The organism is Phaeobacter sp. B1627 (assembly GCF_006265095.1).
Taxonomy (GTDB): Bacteria; Pseudomonadota; Alphaproteobacteria; order Rhodobacterales; family Rhodobacteraceae; genus Epibacterium.
In genome coordinates this window covers 1-395 of the sequence record NZ_VCNK01000117.1, presented here as the reverse complement: position 1 = coordinate 395, position 395 = coordinate 1, and the positions used below count along the sequence as shown (strand labels likewise).

Genomic DNA, 395 nt, shown 5'->3' with positions numbered 1-395 from the left:
GAGGGGATCTCGACCAAGGAATACCTGCCCTACCGGCCCAAGGGGGTGCCTGCAAAAGTGACGGCGGTGGCGAATTTCAAAGGCGGCGTCGGCAAGACCTCAACTGCGGCGCATCTGGCGATGTCGGCGGCGCTTGATGGCTACAAGGTGCTGGTGATCGACCTCGACAGCCAGGGGTCCATGACCTCCATCCTCGGCGGCAAGGTGGAGGACGAATGGTCCACGATCTTTCCGATGATCGCGCGCGACTATGCCCGCTCGGTGGTGGAGGAAAACGCGGTCCGGGCGGCGGCAGGTGATGCGGAACTGCCGCTGGATGAGACCCTGAGCGAGGCGCTGACGGTTTCGCCGCGAAACGTCATCCAGAAAACCCACTGGCCCAATATCGATCTGAT

1 protein-coding gene is annotated in these 395 nt (G+C 62.5%); it reads left to right on the top strand.

Annotated features, from left to right (window positions below):
* On the top strand, positions 1-395 hold a 395-nt coding region (locus FGE21_RS19920; RefSeq protein WP_176695513.1), incomplete at both ends, for a ParA family protein.